General features: G+C 59.3%; 23 protein-coding genes. 13 read left to right on the top strand and 10 right to left on the bottom strand.

Annotated elements, in window-relative coordinates:
- Nucleotides 1-50: 50 nt before the first annotated feature.
- The 5 genes from HUJ17_RS05625 to HUJ17_RS05605 all read right to left on the bottom strand — a co-directional run bounded on the left by HUJ17_RS05625 (nucleotide 51) and on the right by HUJ17_RS05605 (nucleotide 6195).
- Complete coding sequence (locus tag HUJ17_RS05625) at nucleotides 51-2000, bottom strand: biotin carboxylase N-terminal domain-containing protein (protein WP_290509759.1); 1950 nt, start codon at nucleotides 1998-2000, stop codon at nucleotides 51-53.
- 93 nt (nucleotides 2001-2093) lie between these two features.
- Nucleotides 2094-2867, bottom strand: coding sequence for an enoyl-CoA hydratase/isomerase family protein (locus HUJ17_RS05620; RefSeq protein ID WP_290509758.1), 774 nt, complete (start codon nucleotides 2865-2867; stop codon nucleotides 2094-2096).
- A 54-nt stretch (nucleotides 2868-2921) separates the two neighbouring features.
- Nucleotides 2922-4529: a carboxyl transferase domain-containing protein gene (locus HUJ17_RS05615; RefSeq protein WP_290509757.1), complete on the bottom strand. Its 1608-nt coding sequence runs from the start codon at nucleotides 4527-4529 to the stop codon at nucleotides 2922-2924.
- A 113-nt stretch (nucleotides 4530-4642) separates the two neighbouring features.
- The gene (locus HUJ17_RS05610; protein WP_290509756.1) at nucleotides 4643-5806 is read right to left on the bottom strand and encodes an isovaleryl-CoA dehydrogenase; all 1164 of its coding nucleotides are present in this window, start codon (nucleotides 5804-5806) and stop codon (nucleotides 4643-4645) included.
- A complete protein-coding gene (locus HUJ17_RS05605; protein ID WP_103916798.1) occupies nucleotides 5806-6195 on the bottom strand; it encodes a MerR family DNA-binding transcriptional regulator in 390 nt (129 codons plus the stop codon). Before HUJ17_RS05605 ends, HUJ17_RS05610 begins: the two co-directional genes overlap by 1 nt.
- Nucleotides 6196-6312: 117 nt before the next feature.
- Here HUJ17_RS05605 and HUJ17_RS05600 point away from each other — a divergent pair, with 117 nt between their 5' ends.
- The 4 genes from HUJ17_RS05600 to rraA all read left to right on the top strand — a co-directional run bounded on the left by HUJ17_RS05600 (nucleotide 6313) and on the right by rraA (nucleotide 12127).
- Complete coding sequence (locus tag HUJ17_RS05600) at nucleotides 6313-8628, top strand: MMPL family transporter (RefSeq protein WP_290509755.1); 2316 nt, start codon at nucleotides 6313-6315, stop codon at nucleotides 8626-8628.
- 39 nt (nucleotides 8629-8667) lie between these two features.
- On the top strand, nucleotides 8668-10881 hold the full coding sequence (locus HUJ17_RS05595) for a response regulator (RefSeq protein ID WP_290509754.1): 2214 nt from the start codon (nucleotides 8668-8670) through the stop codon (nucleotides 10879-10881).
- Nucleotides 10878-11573 carry an NAD(P)H-binding protein gene (locus HUJ17_RS05590; protein WP_290509753.1) on the top strand — a complete coding sequence of 232 codons (696 nt, stop codon included), beginning with the start codon at nucleotides 10878-10880 and terminating at the stop codon, nucleotides 11571-11573. The genes HUJ17_RS05595 and HUJ17_RS05590 overlap by 4 nt, the downstream gene beginning before the upstream one ends.
- A gap of 71 nt (nucleotides 11574-11644) precedes the next feature.
- Entirely contained in the window at nucleotides 11645-12127 is a 483-nt protein-coding gene (gene rraA / locus HUJ17_RS05585) for a ribonuclease E activity regulator RraA (protein ID WP_290509752.1), read from the top strand.
- Between the two features lies 1 nt (nucleotide 12128).
- Here the strand turns inward: rraA and HUJ17_RS05580 are convergent, their stop codons facing one another.
- The gene (locus tag HUJ17_RS05580) at nucleotides 12129-12362 is read right to left on the bottom strand and encodes a DUF6316 family protein (RefSeq protein ID WP_290509751.1); all 234 of its coding nucleotides are present in this window, start codon (nucleotides 12360-12362) and stop codon (nucleotides 12129-12131) included.
- Between the two features lie 211 nt (nucleotides 12363-12573).
- On the opposite strand from HUJ17_RS05580, the gene HUJ17_RS05575 reads away from it, so the two are divergent.
- Nucleotides 12574-12984 carry a CBS domain-containing protein gene (locus tag HUJ17_RS05575; protein WP_290509750.1) on the top strand — a complete coding sequence of 137 codons (411 nt, stop codon included), beginning with the start codon at nucleotides 12574-12576 and terminating at the stop codon, nucleotides 12982-12984.
- Between the two features lie 31 nt (nucleotides 12985-13015).
- A complete protein-coding gene (locus HUJ17_RS05570; protein WP_290509749.1) occupies nucleotides 13016-13603 on the top strand; it encodes a DUF805 domain-containing protein in 588 nt (195 codons plus the stop codon).
- A 68-nt stretch (nucleotides 13604-13671) separates the two neighbouring features.
- Here HUJ17_RS05570 and HUJ17_RS05565 read toward each other — a convergent pair whose 3' ends face one another.
- Nucleotides 13672-14652: a malate dehydrogenase gene (locus HUJ17_RS05565; protein ID WP_290509748.1), complete on the bottom strand. Its 981-nt coding sequence runs from the start codon at nucleotides 14650-14652 to the stop codon at nucleotides 13672-13674.
- 187 nt (nucleotides 14653-14839) lie between these two features.
- Here HUJ17_RS05565 and HUJ17_RS05560 point away from each other — a divergent pair, with 187 nt between their 5' ends.
- Nucleotides 14840-15925 carry a geranylgeranyl reductase family protein gene (locus tag HUJ17_RS05560; protein WP_290509747.1) on the top strand — a complete coding sequence of 362 codons (1086 nt, stop codon included), beginning with the start codon at nucleotides 14840-14842 and terminating at the stop codon, nucleotides 15923-15925.
- Here the strand turns inward: HUJ17_RS05560 and HUJ17_RS05555 are convergent.
- Entirely contained in the window at nucleotides 15908-16963 is a 1056-nt protein-coding gene (locus HUJ17_RS05555; RefSeq protein ID WP_290509746.1) for an AraC family transcriptional regulator, read from the bottom strand. The two genes, HUJ17_RS05560 and HUJ17_RS05555, sit on opposite strands and share 18 nt — an antisense overlap.
- Nucleotides 16964-17094: 131 nt before the next feature.
- Nucleotides 17095-17448 carry a poly(hydroxyalkanoate) granule-associated protein gene (locus HUJ17_RS05550; RefSeq protein ID WP_290509745.1) on the bottom strand — a complete coding sequence of 118 codons (354 nt, stop codon included), beginning with the start codon at nucleotides 17446-17448 and terminating at the stop codon, nucleotides 17095-17097.
- Nucleotides 17449-17724: 276 nt separating this feature from the next.
- Between HUJ17_RS05550 and HUJ17_RS05545 the strand changes: the two genes are divergently transcribed.
- From HUJ17_RS05545 to modC, 6 genes are all read left to right on the top strand, one after another.
- Complete coding sequence (locus HUJ17_RS05545) at nucleotides 17725-19248, top strand: carboxylesterase family protein (protein WP_290509744.1); 1524 nt, start codon at nucleotides 17725-17727, stop codon at nucleotides 19246-19248.
- A gap of 125 nt (nucleotides 19249-19373) precedes the next feature.
- A complete protein-coding gene (locus tag HUJ17_RS05540) occupies nucleotides 19374-19706 on the top strand; it encodes a BolA/IbaG family iron-sulfur metabolism protein (RefSeq protein WP_290509743.1) in 333 nt (110 codons plus the stop codon).
- Nucleotides 19703-20653 (top strand): rhodanese-related sulfurtransferase, encoded by a 951-nt coding sequence (locus tag HUJ17_RS05535; protein WP_290509742.1) that lies wholly within the window; start codon nucleotides 19703-19705, stop codon nucleotides 20651-20653. Before HUJ17_RS05540 ends, HUJ17_RS05535 begins: the two co-directional genes overlap by 4 nt.
- A gap of 179 nt (nucleotides 20654-20832) precedes the next feature.
- Nucleotides 20833-21570 carry a molybdate ABC transporter substrate-binding protein gene (modA, locus tag HUJ17_RS05530; protein WP_290509741.1) on the top strand — a complete coding sequence of 246 codons (738 nt, stop codon included), beginning with the start codon at nucleotides 20833-20835 and terminating at the stop codon, nucleotides 21568-21570.
- On the top strand, nucleotides 21560-22243 hold the full coding sequence (gene modB / locus HUJ17_RS05525) for a molybdate ABC transporter permease subunit (protein ID WP_290509740.1): 684 nt from the start codon (nucleotides 21560-21562) through the stop codon (nucleotides 22241-22243). The genes modA and modB overlap by 11 nt, the downstream gene beginning before the upstream one ends.
- Nucleotides 22240-23289 (top strand): molybdenum ABC transporter ATP-binding protein, encoded by a 1050-nt coding sequence (gene modC / locus HUJ17_RS05520; RefSeq protein ID WP_290509739.1) that lies wholly within the window; start codon nucleotides 22240-22242, stop codon nucleotides 23287-23289. The genes modB and modC overlap by 4 nt, the downstream gene beginning before the upstream one ends.
- Before the next feature lie 111 nt (nucleotides 23290-23400).
- Here modC and HUJ17_RS05515 read toward each other — a convergent pair whose 3' ends face one another.
- On the bottom strand, nucleotides 23401-24510 hold the full coding sequence (locus tag HUJ17_RS05515) for a prolipoprotein diacylglyceryl transferase family protein (RefSeq protein WP_290509738.1): 1110 nt from the start codon (nucleotides 24508-24510) through the stop codon (nucleotides 23401-23403).
- Nucleotides 24511-24570 lie beyond the last annotated feature (60 nt).

Genomic DNA, 24570 nt, shown 5'->3' with positions numbered 1-24570 from the left:
CGGTGGTTTTCATCAGGTTGCTCATTGCGCGGGCCCACAGGCCGCGGCTGTCAGTCGTCAGCGGCCTCTTCAAATTCCACCAGCAAGGTGCCTTCGCTGACGCTGTCTCCGGTTGCCACATGAAAGTCATGCACGGTCCCCGGCACCGTTGCGCGCAGGGTGTGCTCCATTTTCATGGCTTCCAGTGTAATGACTGCATCGCCAGCAGCAACGGCATCGCCCGCGGACACATGCAGGGCAACGATGGTGCCACTCATGGGCGCGATGAAGCCGGCTGCATCGTCATGTTGGGCACTGTCGCGGCTGGGATTGAGAGTGATTTCATGGGCCTGTCCGGCCACGAACAACAGCAGGGTGCTGTCATCTTTGCGGGCATGGCGTGCGCGCAAACCGTTGGTGCCCCAATGCAGGTTGATGGTCTGGGCATCCCGTGTCGCAACAAGGGGCGCCTGTTTGTCGCCCACGGAGGCAACGCCGTCCTGTTCGCGGACGGTGATCAGGTCGCCATCCACCTGAAGCAGGGTTTGCCGAAAACGCCGGCCCATGGGTCGCCAGCCTTGCAGACTTTGCCAGGGGGAGTCGTTGATGCTGTCGGCAGCGATTACCTGGCTGGCGGCCAGGGCCAGCAGCGCCAGTTCGGTCACCGTGGCCTCGAGCAGGTGTGGGCGGTGTTCCAGAAGACGGGTATCCAGGTCGCCATCGGCAAAGGCATCGTCGTTGAGCACCCGGTGCAGGAAGGGGGCATTGTGGTGGATGCCTTTCAGCTCCAGGGCGTCCAGAGCCGTGATCAGTTTCCGGCGGGCCTCATGGCGGGACCCACCATGGCAGATCAACTTGGCGATCATGGGATCGTAGTGATCGTCCACCCGGTCGCCATGCTCATATCCGGCATCCACCCGGGCCACCTCATGGGGCCAGCGCAGATGGCTGAGCAGGCCGGAAGAGGGCAGGAAGCCCTGTTCCGGGTTCTCCGCATAGAGACGCACTTCCATGGCGTGGCCGTGACGTTCGATCTGGTGCTGCGCTTTGGGCAGTGGATCGCCGGCGGCGACGGCCAGCTGCCAGGCGACCAGGTCTTCGCCGGTGATCATTTCCGTCACCGGGTGTTCTACCTGCAGGCGAGTGTTCATTTCCATAAAGTAGAACTGGCCATCGGGACCGTAGAGGAACTCGACGGTACCCGCACCGCGGTAATCAATGGCCTTGGCGGCCTGGACCGCGGCGTCACCAAAGGCGTTCCGGGTGGCCTCGTCCAGCCCCGGCGCCGGGGCCTCCTCGATGATTTTCTGGTGGCGACGCTGTACCGAACAGTCCCGCTCGAACAGATGCACCGCGTTACCGTGATTGTCAGCGAATACCTGGACCTCCACGTGGCGGGCTGTTGGCAGATAGCGCTCCAGCAGCACCCGGTCATCGCCAAAGGCGCCGCTGGCTTCGCGGCGTGCCGCTGCCAGCGCTTCGTTGAATTCGCTGGCGCTATTGACCACTCGCATGCCCTTGCCACCACCGCCGGCTACGGCCTTTATCAGAAGTGGAAAACCCACCTGTTCGCTGGCGCGAACCAGGTCATCATCACTGGCGCCTTCCTCATCGAAACCGGGCAATACCGGCACGCCGCTGTTCGCCATCAATTGCCGGGCGGCGGCCTTGTCGCCCATGACCTCAATGGCTCGGGCATTGGGGCCGACAAAAATGATACCCGCGTTTTCACAGGCGGCAGCAAAGGCGGTGTTCTCGGAAAGGAATCCGTACCCCGGGTGAATGGCATCGGCGCCGGTTTCTCTGGCGGCGGCGATGACCTTGTCGATCACCAGATAGCTCTCCCGCGCCGGCGCCGGACCCAGGCAGACTGCCTGATCTGCCTCACGGACATGGGGCAGAGAGGCATCCACATCGGAGTAGACCGCCACGGTAGCGATGCCTTGCTGGCGGCAGGTGCGGATAATGCGCCGGGCGATTTCGCCTCGGTTGGCGATCAGGAGTTTTTTTATCGTTGCCATGGTGTTGCCTTTGTCCTGCCGTAGGAGCGTCGCTGGCGGCGCGATTTCGTCGTGGCTTATCGCGCCGCCAGCGACGCTCCTACGGGTAGTGGATCAGATCCAGTTGGGTGTTCGTTTTTCCAGAAAGGCACTCAGCCCTTCCTGGCCTTCTTCTCCGGTTCGCAGCCGGGCGATCAGGTCGGCGGTGTCGTCGAGCATGGCCTGATCAATGGGGCCGTGGCTGACGCGGGCGATCAGGTTGCGGGCTTCGATCTGTGCTTGGGGGGCGGCGGCGAGCAGGGCGTTGATCAGGGAATCCACGCTGTCGTTCAGCTCGCTTTCCGGAACGACCTCATGGGCAATGCCCAGCGCTACGGCCCGCTCGGCGGGGATCACTTCCGCCGTCATGAAATAACGATTGGCCTGCCGGGCGCCCATAGCCCGCACCACATAGGGGCTGATCACCGCTGGCACGATGCCCAGCTTCACTTCGCTGAGGCAGAAGCGGGCATTGTCGGCGGCCACCGCCATGTCGGCGGCGCAGATCAGGCCCAGAGCACCGCCAAAGGCTGCGCCCTGAACCCGGGCGATAACAGGCTTGGGGCACTGGTCGATAGACTGCATCAGCCGCGCCAGTTTCAGTGCATCGTCCCGGTTTTGTTGCGCATCCAGTTTTCCCATGGCGCGCATCCAGTTGAGGTCGGCGCCCGCGGAAAAATGTTTGCCGGCGGCCTGCAACACCACCACGCGGACACCGTCATCGCTGCCGGCTTGCTCAAAAGCTTCCGTCAGCGAGGCAATGATGCGGTCATCGAAGGCGTTGCGTTTTTCCGGGTTGTCCAGAGTGATTCTGGCCACCGAACCTTCTGTTTGTATTGTTACGCTCATATCCTGCTCCAGGTTTTTGAGCGTCGGACGTCAGACGTCGGACGTCCGACCCAATCACATCCGAAACACGCCATACCGTGTCTCTTCAATCGGCGCATTCAAGCTGGCAGAAATGGCCAGGCCGAGCACATCGCGGGTGTCGGCGGGATCGATCACGCCGTCGTCCCACAGCCGTGCGCTGGCGTACCAGGGTTGCGCCATTTCTTCGTAGCGCTCGGTCATATCTGCCTGGAAGGCGGCAGCTTCCTCGTCACTCCATTGCTGACCTTTCTTCTTCAACGAGGCCTGCTTTACCTGAGTCAGCACGCTGGCGGCCTGTTCCCCGCCCATTACGCCAATACGGGCATTGGGCCACATGAACATGAAGCGCGGATCGTAGGAGCGTCCACACATGCCATAGTTACCGGCGCCGAAGCTGCCACCGGTGATCACGGTGAATTTGGGCACGCTGGCACAGGCCACAGCGTTGACCATCTTGGCGCCGTGTTTGGCGATGCCTTCGGACTCGTATTTCTTGCCCACCATGAAGCCGGTGATGTTCTGCAGGAACAGCAGCGGAATCTTTCGCTGGTTACACAGTTCGATGAAGTGCGCGCCTTTCTGGGCAGACTCGGAATAAAGCACCCCATCGTTGGCAAGAAGGCCCACCGGATAGCCGTGGATATGGGCAAAGCCGCACACCAGGGTAGTGCCATAGCGGGCCTTGAATTCATCCAGTTCGGAGCCGTCCACGATGCGCGCAATCAGTTCCCGTGCCGGCATGGGCTGGCGGGTCGTGGTGGGAATGACGCCGTAAAGCTCGTTGGGATCGTAAGCTGGCGGCCGTACCGGCTGACGGTTGACCTGATCGGGCTTGTGCCAGTTCAGGTGGGCAATGGAGCGGCGGGCCAGTTCCAGGGCGTGGGGTTCGTCTTCGGCCAGATGATCGGCCACCCCGGATTGTTCACAGTGCAGGTTGGCGCCGCCCAGCTCCTCGGCGGTGACTACCTCGCCGGTGGCCGCTTTCACCAGCGGCGGGCCGGCCAGGAAGATGGTGGCCTGTTCCTTGACCATGATCACTTCGTCGGCCATGGCCGGCACGTAGGCGCCGCCAGCGGTGCAGGAGCCCAGTACCACACTGATCTGGGGAATGCCGCGGGCGGACATGTTGGCCATGTTGAAGAAGATGCGGCCAAAGTGTTCGCGATCCGGGAAGACCTCATCCTGACGGGGCAGGTTGGCACCGCCGGAATCCACCAGATAGACACAGGGAAGCCGGTTTTCGGCGGCAATGGCCTGGGCCCGCAGGTGTTTTTTCACGGTCAGCGGGTAGTAGCTGCCGCCTTTTACCGAGGGATCGTTAGCGACGATCATGCATTCCACGCCGTGGATCTGACCGATGCCGCCCACACAGCCCGCCGCCGGCACGTCTTCCCCATAGACCCCTTCGGCGGCCAGGGCGGAAATCTCCAGAAACGGGGAGCCCGGGTCCAGCAGCAGGTTGATACGTTCACGGACCGGCAGCTTGCCGCGCTCGCGCAGGCGCTGTTCGGCGGCTTCGCCACCGCCGTGGGCGATGTGGTCCAGTTTTTCCTGCAGCTGCTGGCGCAGTGTCAGGTTGTGTTCCCGATTGGCCTGAAATTCCGGGCTGGCAGGATTGATCTGGCTATTGATCTTGGGCATAGGAGTCTCGCAAAAACCGTTTCTTACCACAGAGGTCACAGAGCACACAGAGATAAGGTTTTCCTCAGTGAACTCTGTGCCCTCTGTGGTGAAAATTTCTTTTGCTGGCTTGGTCAGGCGGTTTCGTTAAACAGCTCGCGGCCGATCAGCATGCGACGGATTTCACTGGTGCCGGCGCCGATTTCATAGAGCTTGGCGTCGCGCAGCAGGCGACCGGTGTTGTAGTCGTTGATGTAGCCGTTACCGCCCAGGGTCTGGATCGCTTCCAGTGCCATCTTGGTGGCATTTTCGGCGCAGTAGAGGATCACGCCGGCGGCATCCTTGCGGTTGGTCTCGCCGCGGTCACAGGCCTGAGCCACATGGTAGAGATAGCTGCGGCTGGTATTGAGCATCACGTACATGTCGGCGATCTTGCCCTGTATCAGCTGGAACTCGCCGATGGCCTGACCAAACTGTTTGCGCTCGTGGATGTAGGGCACCACTTCGTCCATACAGGCCTGCATCACGCCTACCGGGCCCCCGGAAAGAATGGTGCGCTCGTAATCCAGGCCGCTCATCAGCACTTTCACACCCTCGTTTTCCTTGCCGAGGATGTTTTCGGCGGGGACTTCGCAGTCTTCGAACACCAGCTCGCAGGTGTTGGAGCCACGCATGCCCAGTTTGTCCAGCTTTTGAGCGCGGGAGAAGCCGGGGAAATCACGCTCGACGATGAACGCTGTGATGCCTCGGGGGCCTGCATTGCTGTCAGTCTTGGCGTAGATCACATAGGTATGGGCGTCAGGGCCGTTGGTAATCCACATCTTGTTGCCATTGAGGATGTAGCGGTCGCCTTTCTTTTCGGCGCGCAGCTTCATGCTGACCACATCGGACCCGGCACCGGGCTCGCTCATGGCCAGGGCACCGATATGGTCACCGCTGATCAGTTTGGGCAGATACCGGGCTTTCTGCTCGTCGGTACCGTTGATAACAATCTGGTTGACGCACAGGTTGGAGTGGGCGCCGTAGGAGAGACCGATAGACGCAGAAGCCCGGGAAATTTCCTCTACCACAATGGTGTGGGCCAGGTAGCCCATGTTGGCGCCGCCGTATTCTTCGTCAGCGGTAATACCCAGCAGGCCCAGATCGCCCATTTTTTTCCACAACGGCAGGGGGAACTCATTGCTGCGGTCGATTTCGGCGGCCAGGGGGGCAATTTCTTTCTGGGCAAAGGCACGGGCCGTATCACGGAGCGCATCGATAGTTTCGCCCAGATGAAAATTGAAAGTGCTGTTGAACATTATTGTGTCTCCAGATCGTGAAGGGCGTCCAGGCAGCGCTGCTCGGCGTCATCGAGTTCCCGCTGCATGACCTGAATATCCCGAAGTTGTTGTTCCAATTGTGCTCGGCGCTGGTGAATCTTTCCCTGCAGGGCGAGAAGCTGACTGCGGTTATCGCCCTGGGGCTGGTACATGCGGATCAACTCTTTGGATTCGGCCAGGGAAAATCCCAGTCGCTTACCGCGCAGTATCAGTTTCAGGGTGACCCGATCGGCGGGGGTGTAGACCCGAGTCTGGCCCCGTCGTTGCGGAGTCACCAGGCCCTGGTCTTCGTAAAAGCGGATGGTGCGGGTGGTGACATCAAATTCCCGGGCCAGCTCGCCGATGCTGTAGGTCTGTTTTTTACTCATGGAAAAAGAATAGGGGAAGTTTACGTTAACGTAAAGTTGTTGATTTTGGCCTGTTCGGTCCGTGACACGGTGTTTACCTCTGCCTAGACTTCCGTCCCAGATCAATGGGGGTAACGAATGAAAGACGCTTGGAGTCGCTGGGTGGTCGCCCATCCGGTGTGGGTGCTGCTGGTCTGTACCGGCCTGTGCCTTGCCATGGCTGCGGGTATGAGCCATTTCCACAACAACAACGATCCGCGCATTTTCTTCACGGAAGAGAACCCGGATTTCAAACGCTTTGTCTCCCTGGAAGACAGCTTCACGGCCAACGAAATGGTGTTGTTCGTCGTGCACCCGAAGAATGACCGGGTGTTTGAGCCGCAGGCCCTGGCGGCGATCGAAGCCCTGACCGACGATGCCTGGACGCTGCCACATTCCACCCGGGTGGATTCGCTGACCAATTTTCAGCACACGGAAGTGGAGGGCGATGACCTCTTCGTGGCGCCGCTGGTGGAAGACGCCCTGTCCATGTCGGCGGAGGATATCGACCAAGCCCGGGAGATTGCCCTCGACGAACCCGCACTGGTTGGCCGACTGATTTCGGACAAGGGGCATGTGGCCGGGGTAGTGGCAACAGTGACCATGAGCGAGGGCAATACCGAGGCCCCGGAAATCACCGCCGCCGCCCGGGAAATGGCCCGGGCCTATGGTGAGCAATACCCGGATATCGAATTCATGGTGACCGGCACTGTAGTGTTCTCCCAGGCCTCTGCCGAAGCCACGGAACAGTCCATGGTGACCACGCTGCCTTTGGCCTTTTTGGTGATGCTGTTGTGTCTCTGGCTGATCCTGCGTAGTGCCATGTTTGTGGCGGTAACCGTGGTGGTGATCGCTTTCTCCATTGCTTCGGCAATGGGCGTGGCCATGTGGCTGGGTATCGAGTTTTCGCCCATCGTGGGTATGGCGCCGGCCATGATCCTGACACTGGCGGTGGCGGACTCCGTGCATCTGCTCGCCAGTTATCGCCATGAGCGCCTGCAGGGCATTGCCAAAACACCGGCCCTGCTGGAAAGCCTGCGAATCAATCTGCAGCCAATCTGGTTGACCAGCCTGACCACGGCAATCGGCTTTGCCATCCTCAATTTTTCCGAGTCACAACCGTTCCGGGCACTGGGGAATGTGGTGCTGATCGGCGTCTTGCTGGCCTTTGTGTTCTCTGTGCTACTTCTGCCGGCGCTTGTGATGCTGTTGCCGCATCGCATTGAACCCGGCAGACAGCGTGATTATTCCCCCTGGATGAGCGCTCTGGCCGGCCATCTCAGCCGCCATTACAAGCGCTGGCTGGCAGGCATGTCGGTTGTCGTCGTGGTGCTGACGGCGAGCGTGGGGCTTAACCGTACCAATGATGTCTTCAACGAATACTTTGACGAGACGTTCGAGGTAAGGCGGGTCAACGATTTTGCCATGTCGGAAATGACCGGGATGCACCGCATTGATTATGCGGTGCCTTCCGGAGAATCCGGCGGCACCATGGAGCCGGAGTATCTGCAGCATCTTGATAATCTGATGACATGGCTGGAGCAGCAAGATGAAGTGGTCTACGCCACCTCCTATACCAATGTGATCAAACGCCTTAACCGTGACCTGCACGGTGGTGATCCCGCTTACTATCGCATTCCGGATTCCCGGGAATTGATTTCCCAATACACCCTGCTGTATGAGTTGTCGCTGCCCCAGGGGCTTGGCCTGGAAGATCAGCTGGATATCGACAAGCGCCAGGCGCGGGCCATCGTGGTGCTGGAAAACATAGGTTCCAAGCCGGTACTGGATTTCAACGACCGGGTAGAGCTGTGGATGCAGGATAACTGGCCAGCGGCCATGCAGACCAAAGGGACAGGTATGGATATCCTGTTCGGTCGGGTCACCATGCGTAATATCGAAAGTATGTTGGGCGGTGCCCTGATTGCGCTGGTCAGCGTCTCATTGCTTCTGATTCTGGCTCTGCGTTCGGTTCGCTACGGACTGCTGTCGCTGATTCCCAATCTCCTGCCGGCTGCCATGGCGTTCGGTCTCTGGGGGTTGATCAATGGTGAGATCGGCCTGGCCGTGTCGGTGGTGGCCTGCATGACACTGGGGATCGTGGTGGATGATACGGTGCATTTCCTCAGCAAGTATGTGCGTGCCAAGCGGGAGCTGGGGTTGAATACCGAGAAAGCGGTGGATTATGCCTTCCGCACCGTGGGGGTGGCCCTGGTCGCTACCTCTGTGGTGCTGGTGGCCAATTTCGCAATTATTGGCACCAGCCACTTCTATCCCAATGCCAGCATGGGGCTGCTATCGGCGATCACCATTGCCATGGCGCTGTTTGTGGACTTTTTCTTCTTTGTGCCGTTACTGATTGCACTGGATCGTGCGCGGCGGAGTAGCCAGCCCGGAAAAGCAGTGCTAACGTAGCGCCACATTGTCCGGAAACGTTCCACGGAACAAGACACGGTGACATACAAGAAAGATCGCAAGGTTCTCAAGCGCGTCGATTACGGGGCCGCCAAGAATTCCCTGATGGGGGTTTTGGCGGCCCTTCTGATTTATGCCCTGGTTTTTGCCTGGGGGCAGGTTTATCAGAGTTTCGAACTGGAAGCGCTCATCGGAGGCGGGGCCGTTCTGGCCGTCACCGCCTATCGGTTATGGCTGGTTGCCCGATTCGATGCCCTCTATGGCTCGGGGCCGGCACGCTGGCGCAAGCTGTTTGGCGCCGGTCTGGCCATGCATGCCCTGCTGTGGGGGATACTCCCCGCCTGGCTGGCCTGGCGGCTGGGTTCCGGCTTCAATTTCTTCGCGGTACTGCTTTATAACGTCGGCGTGACCACGGCTCTGGGCAGCTCCTGGATGGCCGGGCTGCGGGTGCGTCAGGCCTATATCGTGCTGATGTTCCTGCCCACCGTGTTGGTACTGCTGATCACCGGGTCCCTGCACGACTGGGTGATCGCGATCATGATCAGCATTTATGCTTTCTACCTGTTCCGACTCTACCGCGGCCAGTATGAAACCTTCTGGCATGCCATGACGCGGGAGCGGCGCGGACGCGGTGAAAGCAGCAGCCAGCAGCCGGTGCGAAGCAGTACGGAGGTGCAGCTCAGCCTCGTGTACCGGCTTGCCCATGAACTGCGTACGCCAATGAATTCCCTCATGGGCATGATGTCATTGCTGGAAGACACCCGCCTGGATGACGAGCAGAAAGATTACCTTCAGGTGGCCGGTCGCAGCGGCAAGCTGTTGCTGTCGTTGATTGATGATGTGCTCGATTATTCCCGCATCCTGTCGCGCCGAATCACTCTCAATTCCGAATTTTTCGATTTCCGCACCGCCATTGAACAGGCCCTGGAAGCCTTTGGCCCTATGGCACAGAACACCGGGCTGGAGCTGACCTGTGTCATCGACCGGTTGCTGCCCAAGCGCATCCGCGGTGACCGTGAGCGCCTTATGCAGGTGCTCAACAATCTGTTCAGTAATGCCATCAAGTTCAGCGATAACGGGGAAATCCGCCTGGATGTGGATTTCACCGTGGAAAGCGAAAGCAGTGGCGTACTGCGGGTAAGGCTCAGTGACGAGGGCGTGGGCATGGACCCGGAAACCCTGCGTCATCTGTTCCAGGATCGGTTTATCGATGAAGGGCAGGATGTCTACAGCAGCCGCCATACCGGTTTCGGCTTGCTGGTCTGCAAGGGGCTGATTGACGCCATGGGTGGCACACTGGGGGCAGAGAGTGTGCCCGGTGAAGGGTCGACCTTCTGGTTTACGGTGCCGGTGCAGATGCAACCGGACATGCGCGAATCCCAGGATCTGGTGCGGGCGCTGGATGGCGCAGAGGCCGTGGTTGTGGGAGCGGCTTCCGGCACCGTGGCCTGTTTGCAGGAAGAACTGGAAACCCTGGATTGTCAGTGTTCGTCGGCCCAGGGTTACGACCATGCCCTGCAGGCCCTGCGGGCCGGTCACCGGGAACATAGCGATTTTGATCTGCTGCTGGTAGACACCTGGACGCGGCCGGAACTGGCCCTGAATCTGTGCCGTAATGTCCTGGAGGACCCGTCCCTGCGGCCGGTGCGACTGATTCTTCTGGCCACCATCGAAGAGCGTGGTACCCCGGCGGTCCAGAAACTGATCGATAAACATGATCTGGTGGTGCTGGTGCGCCCGGCCCACCGTCGCAGTTTGCGCAGCGCTCTGGCCCGACTGGTGGGGCTGCAGCGCCAGCAGCCGGTGGGTGATGCCCCTATGCAGACCCGTGAGGAGCGCCTGCGACGCAAGCAATTCCGGTTGATGCTGGTGGAAGATAACGAGGTCAACCAACTGGTGACCCGCGGCATGCTCAGCAAGCTGGGCTATCAGGTGAAAACCGTCAGTAATGGTGAGACTGCCTTGGCCCTGGTGGACCAGGAGGGCTTCGATTTGATTCTGATGGATTGCATGATGCCGGAAATGGACGGCTTTGAGGTAACCCGCCAGCTCCGTGAGCGAGAAAAACAGAACGATGGGCTGCGTACGCCGGTGGTTGCAATCACTGCCAACACAGCAGAAGGGGTACAGGCGCGCTGCCTGGCGGCGGGAATGGATGATTTTTTGGCGAAACCAGTGCACCTGGACGCACTGGAGACGGTTTTGCGGCGCTGGTTGCCAGCGGAGCCGGACCAGGATGAGGATGCAGAATGACAAGAAAAGCCTTGCTGCTGGGGGCAACAGGACTGGTGGGCAGCGATTGCCTCACCAATCTGCTGGAAAGCGACGAATATGAACAGGTGCGGGTACTGTGTCGGCGGCCCCTCTCCGTGGAGCATCCCAAGCTGGATGTGCAAGTGGTTGACCTGGATGACATGGAAGCCTATCAGCCACATTTTCAGGTGGATGATGTGTTCTGTTGCCTGGGTACCACCATGAAGAAGGCCGGGTCCAGGCAGGCGTTCCGCCATGTGGATCATGATCTGGTGGTGCTGGCCGGGCAAATGGCTCTGCGTGCCGGTGTGCAGCGCTTTTTGGTGGTGTCAGCGATCAATGCCAACGCCCGCTCTCCGTTTTTCTATTCCCGGGTAAAGGGGCAGGCGGAAAGAGCGCTGATCAAGCTGGAGTTGCCATTATTGGCGATCCTGCAGCCATCCCTGTTGCGTGGCCAGCGTGAAGACCGGCGCCCGGCGGAAGACTGGGGCAATATCTTCAATCGGGTCATCGAGCCGCTGACTCGCTGGACCGATGCCCACTGGTTGCCAGTGGACAGCCACAAAGTGGCGGATGCCATGGTGGGCATGGCGCTGGAAGGGCCGCAGACCGGCCTTTATAAATTACGCTATCGGGACTTTCTGGTGTTTGCCGGCAAGTTCCGCAATCAACGAGAAGCGAAAGGCGAGTAGGGCAAACGGATGGAGTGGGGATGCCTGTCTCGTCCGCAATAACGTATTCGCCTCTGTATTAAGGAGTCAGTATGACCTTTGTGACCTGTGATCTGTGTGACGACAACGCAGACAGTGTTTCTGTGGTAACCGGCTATAACTGGTTCAGCTACGGCGGACGCAGTGCCTTTGGCGGTGAAATTGTCACGGTGAAATGTTTCGAGGACAACAGTCGAGTCAAGGAACACCTGGGTACCGACGGTAAGGGCAAGGTGCTGGTGGTTGACGGTGGTGGGAGTCTCCGCAATGCCTTGATCGGCGACATGATCGCCGAAAACGCGGTCAAGAATGGCTGGGAAGGGGTGATCATCTACGGTGCCTGCCGGGATGTGGACGAACTGGCCAAACTGGATCTTGGCGTTATCACGCTGGGCTGTGTACCGATCAAATCTGTGCGCCGCGGCGAAGGCCAACTCGATATTGATGTGACCTTCGGTGGCGTTACCTTTAAATCCGGCGAATATGTCTACGCTGATAACAACGGCATTATTACTGCCCCTAAGGCTTTACTGTAATCTATTGACGGATAACCGGGTTGCCGGGTGCCCTGGCCGGTTTCAGGCCGAAGCTCTCTTTGGCCTGAATGTCTCTCAGGTAAAGCATCAGGCCATTTTCTGCTTCTTCGCGGCTGATAAAGGGGCCTTCGACAGTATTTTCCCTTGTAGCGAAGTACCACTGACTGCCTTCGGTGAAAAAGCGGTCACTACGAAACCTGGTGCAGGTTGTTAGATCCTCTTTTCTTCGGTTCATTGCGCATCCCCATAGGCTTATATTTTTCCTGCAAAATTACTCTTATAGGAGTTGCTTTGGCCACAGCCGTTCGTCTTATGCTTATATGGAGTGGAATGCAGTGGTCTTATAGCTTTTTTCTGCTATAAAGGAGGCTGGTTGCGCCAGCCGATGACGTGAGCGTCAGGCAGAGGAACCCGGCCCGTTGGTCGCCAATAACAGGGAAGGCATTATGCTCAAGTCCATTAAAGTGGCGGACTATATGACCCGCCGCCTGATTACTATCACACCGGAAATGTCGGTTAACGAAGCCATTCGTGTGTTTCTGGAACACAAGATTTCCGGTGCGCCTGTGGTTGATGAAAACGGCCGTCTGGTGGGTGTCTTCTCTGAATCCGACTGCCTGAAAGGCGCTCTGGAAGCCAGCTACCATGGCACGGAAATCGGGCCGGTGAAGGAATACATGAGTGTGGACCTGCAGACCGTGACTGGGGAAACCTCCATTCTGGATGTGGCGGAAGTGTTTCTGGCAGATCATCGCCGGCGCTTGCCGGTGCTGGAAGGTGGTCGCCTGGTGGGCCAAATCAGCCGCCGTGATCTGTTGCGCGCCATGGATGATTTCAGTCGCCGGCACACCCTGTAATTTATTGGCAGCGATCCCAAGGGGGGGAACCATGAATCAGCCTTATCAGGCTCCATCGGCGGAGCTGTCCGCAAATGTTGACGAAAGTTATCAGCCAAAGTTCCTGGCAGCATCGGGCCGTATCGGTCGTATGCGTTATGTAGTCTATGCCTTTGGTTTGACCATGCTGTCCTACCTGGCGATTGCTGTCGTGGGTGGCATTCTGGCAGCGATTATGGGTGGCTTTGACAGCGCTTCTGCCAATTCCGGGGCCACCATGTTTCTGGGTTTCCTGGCCATGGTGGTGATGCTGTTTATCCTGGTGATGACGGTGATCTATGCAATCCGAAGGTTGAATGACATCAACGCCAGCGGTTGGTTTGTGTTGCTATTTCTGGTTCCCATCGTGAACCTGATAATGGGGTTGTTGTTGATCTTCATGCCTGGCACCAAGGGGGCGAACAAGTTCGGACCCAAGCCGGTGGCAAACAGCGGTGGGGTGATAGCGGCTTTTGTTGTGGTTGCGGTGCTGTTCGTAGGTTATATCGGTGTGCTGATGGCAGTGGCTGTGCCGGCCTACAATCAATATGTGGAGCGGGCTCAGGCGGCTTCTGAAATGCAGTATGACTACGACTACTGAGCAAATCTGCGTTATCCGGCCATAAAAAAAGGGGCTCCGAAGAGCCCCTTTTTCATGCCTGCGAAACCTTACGGCAGCAGGTGGGAAACGGCGTCACGTTCTTCCGCCAGTTCCTTCTCGGTGGCTTCCATCTTGCCACGGGAGAAATCGTTCACTTCCAGACCCTGAACGATGCTCCAGTCGCCATCCTTGCAGGTGCAGGGGAAGGAGTAGATCAGGCCTTCCTGGATGCCGTAGGAGCCGTCGCTGTAGATGCCCATGGATACCCAGTCACCGTCGGCAGTGCCGAGGGCCCAGGAACGCATGTGGTCAACAGCGGCAGAAGCGGCGGAAGCGGCAGAAGACGCACCACGAGCCTTGATGATGGCGGCACCGCGCTGCTGTACTTCCGGGATGTAGGTGCCTTCGTACCAGTCTTGCTCAACCTGGTCGATGGCGACCTTGCCGTCCACTTCGCAGTGATGCAGGTCCGGGTACTGGGTAGAGGAATGGTTGCCCCAGATGGTCATCTTGGTGATGTCGTTGACCGTCTTGCCCAGTTTGTTGGCCAGCTGCGCCATGCCACGGTTGTGGTCCAGGCGGGTCATGGCAGTAAACTGACGGGGGTCGATGTCCGGCGCATTGCGCTGGGCGATCAGGGCATTGGTATTGGCCGGGTTGCCGACAACCAGGACCTTGATGTCCTTGCTGGCGTTGTCGTTGATGGCTTTGCCCTGGGCAGAGAAGATTGCTGCATTGGCTTCCAGCAGATCTTTACGCTCCATGCCCGGACCACGCGGACGAGCACCAACCAGCAGGGCGTAGTTGGCGTCCTTGAAGGCCACGTTGGCATCGTCGGTGCCAACAATGCCGGCGACCAGCGGGAAAGCACCATCTTCCAGTTCCATGATAACGCCCTTCAGGGCTTCCATGGCCGGGGTGATTTCCAGCAGTTGCAGGATAACGGGCTGGTCTTTGCCGAGCATGTCGCCGGAGGCGATACGGAACAGCAGGGAATAGCTGATTTGGCCAGCGGCGCCGGTAACGGCTACGCGTACGGGTGCTTTCATTAACAATCTCCTAGCTTGAATTCGGGAGAACTTATGGGGGCTGAAACCAGGGGAGCCACTGAGCAATGGCGAATTCCGCCATGGGTCAGGGGTCCCGGACGGGGCGCATTATAAAGGAAGCACAGGCCTATTCATACTTGGACCGGGGTGCTATCCCGGAGCGGGCTGATTTGACACGAGGCAATGAATGACGAAATGGGATGTGGTTGTGATTGGCGCCGCTCAGGCCGGCTGTGCTGCCGCCTGGGACCTGGCAGCGGCGGGGCAGCGTGTGCTGGTCCTGTCACGGCCTGCCGAACAGGGTAAACCCTGCGCTGGTGGGGTGACGGCGAAGGCCCTGAATCGCTACCGATTTTCCATTGCCCCGGTTGTTCGTGAAGTGGTGTCCACACTGTGGGTTGGTCGCTTTCCTTCTGATAGCCAGGCTTTGCATGCGGCGAGCCCCTTCTGTGTGATGACTGAACGTGCTGAACTTGATGCGTTCTGCCGTCAACAGGCCCAGGAACAGGGAGCCCACTTTGCCGAAACCCGTGGGATTCAGTCCCTGCATCAGAATGGCAGCTCTGTCACCCTGACCACCCGCGAGGGCGACTGCTTCCAGGCCAGCGCACTGATTGCTGCCGATGGCGCCCACAGTCCGGTGCGCAAGCTGTTGGGGGAGCGCCGTTATGCCGGCGCTGTGGCCATCGAGGGATGTGTGCCTCGGGATCAGCTCTCCCGATACCCTGGGATGACACTGGATTTTGCGGCCATCAAAGGAGGGTATGGCTGGCTGTTTCCCAAGGGGGATCATGTCAACGTAGGGCTTTACGTGTGGCGTCAGGGTATTGCTTCGCCGAGCCGTGAGCAGCTCGACCGCTACAGTCGGCAACAGCTGGGTGCCAGCCCCTTGGGGGTACAGGGTTACCCGCTGGGCACCTGGCTGCCTCATGCTCGTCTGTGCCAGGGGAGAATTCTGTTTGCCGGTGATGCGGCCGGTTGCACCGAAGCGTTGCTGGGAGAGGGGATTTATGGTGCTGTTCTCAGCGGCCAGCTGGCCGCCCAGGCGATTCTGGCCGGGCAACTGGCGAGCTATCCCCAGTGGCTGGCGGGCTGGCGCGAAGAGATGGCGACTGTGGAGCAGCTGGCGCGACTCTTTTACCCGTTAATGCCGCTGTCCACCCGCATTTTGCAGCGCAATCTGGGGGAGACCCTGGTGGACGGGTTTGCCCGGGGGCTTACCCTGGGGCAATGCAAGCGCCGCTGGCGCGGCGCGTCAATCGTCGGGAGATAAAGCGCTACCTTGTTGTTCCCGGTAGTGCACCGGGGTGACGCCGAACCAGCGTTTGAAGGCCCGGTTGAAGGCGCTTTGTTCCGAATAGCCCAAATCCAGAGCGATCTGGTTTACCGAGCGGTCGCTGTGCAATAACCAGTCACAGGCCAGGCGGCGACGTTCATCTTCCAGCAGGCTGGAAAAATCCGTGTTCTCTGCACGTAATTGGCGGCGCAAGGTCCAGGGCTTGATACCCAATTGGTCGGCGATAGGTTCCAGTTGCGGTACACCCTGCTGCAGGCGTTTCTGGATCTCCAGGCGCACCTGTTCCAGCAGATTGTCGCGGGCGTGGTACTGGGTGACCGCCCGCTGCATGCGAGAACGTGCCACCTTGTGCATTTCCGGATCCGCATCACGCAGGGGCAGGTCCAGCAAACCGGCGTCCAGTACGATGGCATTCAGGGGCTGTTCGAAGGCTATCTCACAACGGAAGATCCGCTGATATTCCTGCTTATCTCCCTGGGGCGGGTGGCGAAACAGTACCTGGGTGGGCGACATCTCCTTGCCGATTAACCAGCGACCGTAAACGATGGCCCCGGCGAAGTTGGCATCAATACGGGCCGGGTAAGTGGGCAGCGCTTCCAGGTCGCTTTCCCAGATCAGCCACAGGGACTTGTCGCGCCATTCGAAGCGTAACTGGGCGCATTCACTGGTGACTTTGGTGAAGGGAATCATCAGCTCGATGGCATCCCCCAGGGTAGCGCTGGACATGCTGGCATAGCCAAGCTCGCCCATGAACCGCGGGCGGATCCCTTCGCCCATGTGCAGACCGAAAAGCGGATCACCACTTTCCAGCATAGCCTGTTTGAGCAGCTGGTTTTCCACCGTCATGGGAATGCGGGACTGGGGATTTTCCAGATCATCGTTGCTGATACCCAGATCCACCAGGGCGGCACTCAGATCAACGCCGGCACGCAGGGCGGCGTCCAGCAGGAATTCCAGCCAGAAGGGGGCGACGGTTCGTAATTTCAGTGAAGAAGACAGGCTGGCGGACATCATGGCTCGCGTGGTTTTTGTTATCTATAGAGAGGACTAGATAACGAGAGGCGAGCGGGGAAGTCAACGGTTCAGGTGAGACAAAGCGCGGGGAGCAGGGGCGGCGGCGCCGCCCCGGGCTGGTTAAAGAACGATTACTTCGTTTCTTTGGCCAGCTTGTTGACCTTGCGGGTCAGTGAGGCCAGCTTCTTGTTCAGGGCTTCTACCTCGTCGCGGGTAGGCAGACCCAGAGCGGAAGCAACCTTGCCACGCACTTCGTCCAGCTGGGACGGCTGCTTCTTGGCAGCGGTTTTTTTCTGGGGTTTGGTCTGGGCTTTCTGGCGCTTCTCGCCAGTTTTCACCAGAGTCTGGAACAGCTCGTTGCCGTTTTCTTCCAGACGGGTGTAGGCACCACGCACGGCAGTGTTCAGTTTTTCCAAGGCCGCTTTGGCTTCAGTGGTGACTTGTTCATAGCGCTCGTTGAGTTGCTCGATCGTAGCGTTGCTCATAGGGGGCTTCCCTCCGTAGAAAAAATGGATTAGCAAAGCCCTCTGGCGGTGGCTGCGAGGGCGTGAACAAGTGTAAGTCAGGATTCTGACAGTGTTGTTAATGTTGTCTAACAATTAAACATTAGGTTTGGCCTACTCATCAGTAGGTAATTTGCTAAGGTCTACATCCAGCCTGTTAGGTGTGGGCTATGGTGGCATCTATACGGTGATTGCCCGGCGTGAGAGCGCATTGGGCAGGGCAAGGCTGTCGGACAGAAATCAGAAAAGGACCCCTCCATGTCAGCAGTAATTCGTCAGGGACGCTATCAGGGACTGACCGGTAACGGTGTCACCGAATACAGAGGCATCCCGTATGCTTTGCCGCCGCTGGGCGAGCATCGCTTCAAGGCCCCCCGACCGTTGCCGGAGGGTGATAATGCAGTGGCAGCCGACCACTATCCCCAACCCTCCCTGCAGATGAAGAACCCGTTGATGGGAGTTAACGAGTCCAGTGAAGATTGCTTGTACCTGAATATCTGGGTGCCGGAGGGGGAAGGGCCCTTTCCGGTGATGGTCTGGTTCCATGGTGGTGCCTACTTGGCCGGCTCCATTTCCCAGCCGCTGTATAACGGTGCGGAACTGGCCCGTAGCCAGCAGGTGGTGGTGGTGAATGCGGCCTATCGACTGGGGGCCATGGGCTTTGCCGATTTCTCGGAGGTGGCGCCGGAACTTGAAGCCGACAGCAATCTTGGGCTGCGAGATCAACTGGCGGCTCTGGAGTGGGTGCAGGAAAACATCAGCGGTTTTGCCGGTGATGCCGGCCGGGTCACCGTATTCGGAGAATCCGCCGGTGGCTTCAGCGTCTGTGCTCTGTTGGCATGTCCGCGGGCGGCCTCACTGTTCCATGCTGCCATCGTGCAGTCCGGTGCGGCAGATTTTGTTCTGGCTCCGGAACAGGTCCGCAAGGTCACCGATGCCTTTGTGGCCGCTCTGCCCGGTGATGGCAGTGCCGCAGAGAGGCTGCGCGACTGCTCCGACAAAGACTGGATCAAGGCCCAGAATCAGGCGGTAAAAGTGCTGGTTGAGCGCGGCCTGCGCACGACAACACCACAGTTTGCGATGAATTTTCTACCCATGGTGGATGGTGATCTGTTGCCACAGCTACCGATTGAAGCCATTGCCGCTGGCGCTGCCGCGGACAAGCGACTGCTGGCCGGGGTCTGCCAGGATGAATATCACTTTTTCCAGTACGCCGGGGTGTTGGCCGGAACAGTAAAAATGGCATCCCTGCGGGACGTGGATGATCAGGAAATCCTGCGCCGCTTTGAACGGGGGCTGCCGGGCAATGGTGCCCGGGCGTTCGATTATTACCGCACCACGGTCAAGCCGGATCCCCGTCGCAGCCCGCTGGATGTGTTTTCGGCCATGGAATCCGATCGTCTGTTCCGGGTGCCCACAGTCCGTCTGCTGGATGCCCAGAGTCGCCATAGCACGGATTGCTGGGGATTCCAGTTTACCTGGCAGAGCGAGCCCTTCGGCCTGCCGCTGGGAGCCTGCCATGTGGTAGATGTGCCCTTTGTCTTTGGTGTCACCGATACTCCGGCGGGAATGTACTTTACTGGCGGTGGTGATGCCGCCAGGGCCTTGTCCCGTAAGGTGCAGGCTGTCTGGGGGGCGTTTGCCCACGGCGATGGTCCGGGCTGGCAGTGCTGGTCCGCGCAGCGTCAGGTGCGCCAGCTAGGGCCGGGAGAGGAGATGGCAAGTTTACTCGATGAGGCTGCCGAGGCCCTCTGGGAACCGATCATTCCAGTCCCGCAGTGAGCGATAGTGTCTGACTGCCGGACATTTCTCAGGGTCGTCGAAAGCGCGTAGAATACCGCCCCCGCGCGGCTTCAGCGCCGCGTTATACTGATTTTGATCTGCAAAATTCCCGTGTGGTGAGTGCCATGAGCGTAGCAACATTGATCGAGCGCAAGGTTTCCGAGTCCGTCCCTGTGGCACATTTTGTCTTGGAAAACGAAAGCCATAAGCACAGTGTGCCGCCCAATTCGGAAACGCACTTCAAGCTGGTGCTGGTGAGTGATGCCTTTGACGGCATGCTGCCAGTGCGTCGTCACCAGATGCTCTACAAGGTACTGGCCGACGAGCTTGCGGGGCCTGTGCATGCGTTGGCGTTGCACACCTATACTGTGTCGGAGTGGCAGGCCAAGGGCGGTGAAGTCAGTGCATCCCCTGACTGTCTTGGTGGCAGCAAGCACGATCCGGAGTTCAAGGCGTGAGTCAGCATAAAGTGGAAAGATCGGACAGCATTGTCGTTGCTGCCCTGTACAAGTTTGTCCGTCTGGACGATTTCGAGCAGTTGCGAGAGCCACTGCTGGCGCTGATGCTTGCGCAGAATGTGCGTGGCACCCTGTTACTGGCCAATGAGGGGATCAATGGCACCATCGCCGGGCCCCGGGCCGGCATCGATGCGGTGCTTGGCTGGCTCCATGAGGATCCGCGTCTGGCAGATCTGGAGCACAAGGAGTCCTTCCACGACGAGCATCCCTTCCTGCGCACCAAGGTCAAGCTCAAGAAGGAAATCGTCACCATGGGCGTGGAGGGGATCGACCCGAACCGCACCGTGGGGACCTACCTGAGCCCGGAAGAATGGAACGCGGTGATCAGCGATCCGGAAACCATCCTGATCGACACTCGGAACGATTACGAAGTGGAAGTGGGCACCTTCAAGGGCGCCATCAATCCGGAAACCCGCACCTTCCGGGAATTCCCCGATTATGTGAAGGACACTCTGGACCCGGCCAAACACAAGAAAGTGGCAATGTTCTGCACCGGCGGGATTCGTTGTGAAAAATCCACCGCTTACCTGAAAGAGCAGGGCTTTGAAGAGGTCTATCACCTGAAGGGCGGCATCCTCAAATACCTGGAGGAAATGCCCAGGGAAGACTCCCTGTGGGAAGGCGAATGTTTTGTCTTCGACGAACGGGTGACCGTTGACCACGATCTCAACCCTGGTGAGTTTGACCAGTGCCACGCCTGTCGTCGGCCCATCAGCGATGAGGAAAAGGCATCGGAAAAATTCCAGCTGGGCGTGTCCTGCCCCAAGTGCTACGACGAATCGTCGCCGGAACAGAAGGCGCGTTTTGCCGAACGCCAGAAGCAGATCGAGCTGGCCCGCGCCCGTGGCCGCCAGCATCGCGGCCAGAACCCCCGCAAGCCGTCCTGAGTGATCCAGTTTCGAGACACGAGTGACGAGTAGCGAAGAGCAAAAAGCTTGTTTTCGTTACTCACTACTCGTACCTCGCTTCTGTTGTAGGAGACCAGTTTCCGGTACGGATCACCAATAGTGCCGCCCGGCGTGATGACATAGACTGGGCCCTGCCAGGTCATCGTCGTGGAGCCTCCATGAAGTGTTTGTTTGCCAGCCTGCTGTTGGTGGTTGCCGCCATCGCGGCTGCTGAGCCCGTGCAGGTTGCTGTCGCTGCCAATTTTTTCTCTCCGCTGAAACAATTGGTCACGCAGTATCGCCAGCACAATCCCCAGGCGGATATTCAGATCACCGTGGGTTCCAGCGGAAAACTGGCGGCGCAGATTAGACAGGGGGCGCCCTACGATATTTTCCTTGCCGCAGATGCTCGACGGCCGCAAGAGCTGGCGTCGGAAGGGCTGATTCTGGCGGGCACTGTGCGCACCTATGCCATTGGCAGGCTGGTGCTGTGGTCTCCGGGCGCCGGCGAAGTACTCGATGGCCAATCGCTGATAGCCGGTATGGTCACACCAGTAGCTATGGCTAACCCGCGTACCGCGCCCTATGGGGAGGCCGCTCAGGCAGTTATGGAACGATTTCCGCTGCCGGATTCGGTGGTTCTGGTAAAGGCGGAGAACGTAGGGCAGAGCTATCATTTTGCCCACAGCGGCGCCGCCGAGGCCGCCTTTGTGGCACTGAGTCAGATACGAGGCCAGGGGGGGCGACAATGGCGTATCCCCGATGCGTATTATCCGCCCATTCTTCAGCAGGCAGGTTTGCTGACAGATTCTCCCTCAATACACCATTTCTATGATTTTCTGTTTTCTGCCGAGGCCCAGGGAATGATTCGCAAGCTGGGTTACCGTACCGATGAGGTCGCCGATAATGTTGAATGATGGCGACTGGCTGGCCCTGTGGGTCAGCATCAAACTTGCGCTGGTCACCACCGTCATCCTGCTGATGCTATGTACGCCGCTGGCCTGGTGGCTGGCCCGACGCCGCTTGCCCGGACAGGCGCTGCTGGAAGCCTTGCTGGCGCTCCCGCTGGTACTGCCGCCATCGGTACTGGGTTTTTATCTGCTGATCGTGCTGGGCCCGAATGGTCCGGGCGGCTGGTTCGCGCAATGGGAGGATGCACGCTCCCTGGCGTTCAGCTTTACCGGTCTGGTGATTGGCTCGCTGGTCTATTCGCTGCCGTTCGTCCTGCAACCCCTCAAGAATGCCTTCGCAGCCATTGAGCCCCGCCAGCTGGATATGGCAGCGGTGTCCGGTGCACGACCCATGGACCGCTTCTTTTCGTTGGTGATTCCACAGGCCCGCCAGGGTTATGCCACTGCGGCCATTCTTGGTATTGCCCATACCCTGGGAGAATTCGGTGTGGTGCTGATGATCGGCGGCAGCCTGGCCGGTGAAACCCGGGTGGCCTCTGTGGCGCTTTATGAGCATGTGGAGGCGGGGGATTACGCCAATGCCCACCGGCTGGCCGCCGTGTTGCTGGTGGCCTCGGTGCTGATGCTGTGGGCCCTGTTTCGCTGGCAGCGCAAACAGACCGCGGGGGTGCTGCCATGAGCCTGGCATTCTCCCTGTCCGGACAGGTGGGGCAGTGCCGCCTGCAGGTGCAGGCACAGCTCGCGGCCACGGGAGTGACAGTGCTGTTCGGCCCTTCCGGTTCCGGTAAAAGCACGCTGCTGCGTATGCTCGCGGGCCTTCAGGATTGCGATGGCGAGGTTCGCTTCGGTGAGCAGTTATGGCAAACCGATGAGGTCAAGCTGCCGCCCTGGGAGCGCCCCCTGGGCATGATGTTTCAGGAGCCGACCCTGTTCCGCCATTTGAGTGTACGCGGCAATCTGACCTACGTGATGAAGCGCCGGGGAAAGGCAGGGGACCTGAACAGGGTGGTCAACCAAACGCGAATCGAAGCTTTGCTGGATCGCTCAGTGGCGACACTGTCCGGTGGCGAGGCTCAACGGGTGGCACTGGCTCGAGCGCTACTGGCTGGGCCGGAACTGCTGTTACTGGATGAACCCCTGTCAGGCCTGGATCACGGTCACAAGCAGGAACTGCTGGGCATGGTCAGTGAGATTGCCAGGCGGGTGCCGGTGATCTACGTCACTCATGATCTGGATGAGTTACTGACCCTGTCGCGGCAGGTCTGGCTGATGGAGCAGGGCCGTATCGTGGCCAGTGGCAAGGCCCATGAGGAGCTGTCCCGGCTGGATGGTCCGCTGGCCCAGCGGGGCGATGCCACCGCCTTGCTGTACGGCGAGCTGGGGGATTACGACAGCCAGGATCATTTGCAGGCGGTGACCGTTGCGCAGCAGACCTTCTGGCTGCCGGCGGCACAGCCGGTGGCGGGCGATGAACCGGTGCGCCTCCGTATTGCCGCCCGGGATGTGAGTCTGTGTCGCCAGACGCCGCAGGATTCCAGCATCCTCAATATCCATCCGGTGCAGGTGGTCGGCCTGCGCGAAGTCGGCCCGGGCCAGGCCATGGTGCAGCTGGCCCTGGGCGATCAACGCCTGCTGGCCCGCATCTCCAGCCGCTCCGCCCGGGAGCTGGAAGTATTTCCAGGTGCCCAGCTCTACGCACAGGTGAAGGCGGTGGCGTTGGGGTGATGCTTTGCCGGGCTTGTGCAAAAGACCTGTTTCACCACAGAGGGCACAGAGTTCACTGAGGAAAGCGTTTTTCTCCGTGTCCTCTGTGCCCTCTGTGGTGAAATATGGGTTTTATGCCACAGCTTTGCCTTCTCCCTTGCACCCTTCCTTTTCACACCCCGCCTGGCTGCGCCAGTCTGCGGCCAGGCCGAAGCGGAGTTCGCCGGTGGTGATGGTGCTGGTGCCGGAGAAGAAGAACATGACCAGGGTGATGACCTGCAGGCTGAGGATGACGCCCGGTGACCACAGGGCGCCCAGCCCGGCAGCCAGATCCGGGGCAAGGGCGGCATGGGCAGGTAACGCCAGGCTGATGGCAACGCCATAGAGCGCGGCCAGTAGTGCCATCAGTTGGTAGACGGAGAACAGCTTGCTGCCGCCCCGATAATCTGCCCGCAGTGTCTCGGAATACACCCGCCACAACTGGCTGCCCACCAGGCTCAGGGCAAAGGCCAGGGCAAATTGCCGATGGAAAAACAGGGCGCTGCAGAGCAGGGCCAGGGCGGTATAAATGACGCAGGTGACTGCCTGGATGGGGATCACCTTTACCGCCTCCATTTCCCCGGCAAAGGCAATCTTCTTGGTCTTGCCGATAAACACATGATTAAGGGTACAGAACAGGCGCTGGGCCCACCGTGGTGAGCGATTTAGTGCCTTGCCGTAACAGCAGCCGAAGCTGATACACGCCAGCCGGCCGATGCCTTCACCCAGCACATAGGCAATGGACATGGCCGCCAGCATGGGCAGAATCGGCAGGGCCGTGTCCCACCAGCTCTGGCTGGCCAGGTCAGCCAGCCAGAGAAAAAGCGGGGCGATGATAATGCCCACAAAGCTGGCGCCGCCCACGGTAAAACCATGGCGGTTTTTTTCCACCACAGTGGCAATTATCTTGGCCGCAGGCAGGCAAATGGTCAGCACTCCCAGCGTTAGCAGCAGGGCAGTACCAAGGGCTACGCCAGCGGAGGCGGTGAGCAGAATGAAGGCGGCAACCCCGAGCCCGCCTGCAATGCCGGTAAATAACCCATAGAAAGTCAGGTTCAGGCCTTGCCAGGAGCCATCGCTGTTTTTCTTCAGGGGTAACGAGGCGACGAATTGCCAGCGTTCTTGCGGCAGGTGATGGAAGAGAAAGCGAAAGCTCACCCCGAAGACCAGGGTGCACCCTAACAAAAACAGATCCGCAGCCATCTGCTAGCTCCTCAACGGTGGCGTCAATTGTCAGGATGGTTATGGATCGGTGCGGAGGAA

The sequence above is a fragment of the Alcanivorax sp. genome, assembly GCF_014762765.1.
Classification (GTDB): Bacteria; Pseudomonadota; Gammaproteobacteria; order Pseudomonadales; family Alcanivoracaceae; genus Alcanivorax.
Note: the sequence above shows the minus strand (reverse complement) of the source record. Positions and strands in the feature narration are given on the sequence as shown.